Origin of the sequence: Klebsiella sp. K47, from assembly GCF_051858335.1 — a bacterium.
Taxonomy (GTDB): Bacteria; Pseudomonadota; Gammaproteobacteria; order Enterobacterales; family Enterobacteriaceae; genus Klebsiella; species Klebsiella pneumoniae.
The window spans coordinates 1-220 of the sequence record NZ_JBPYUI010000478.1; the positions used below are offsets into that span (position 1 = coordinate 1).

A 220-nucleotide genomic window follows, 5' to 3' on the forward strand; every position below is an offset into this window, starting at 1 on the left:
GCCGCGCTGCGGCCGGTGGTGATCGCATCGACCATGCGTTTCTCGTCTTCCAGCGCCGGGTAGTCGATCAGCACCTTGAGCAGGAAGCGGTCCAGCTGCGCTTCCGGCAGCGGGTAGGTGCCTTCCTGCTCGACCGGGTTCTGGGTGGCGAGGGTCAAGAACGGCGGGGTCAGCGCGAACGCCTTGCCTTCGATGGTGACCTGGCCTTCCTGCATCACTT

Annotated in this window: 1 protein-coding gene; it reads right to left on the minus strand. The window is 65.5% G+C overall.

The window, feature by feature from the left end; all coding sequences use genetic code 11:
- On the minus strand, positions 1-220 hold a 220-nt coding region (locus tag RRF55_RS28875; protein WP_439419428.1), incomplete at both ends, for an AAA family ATPase.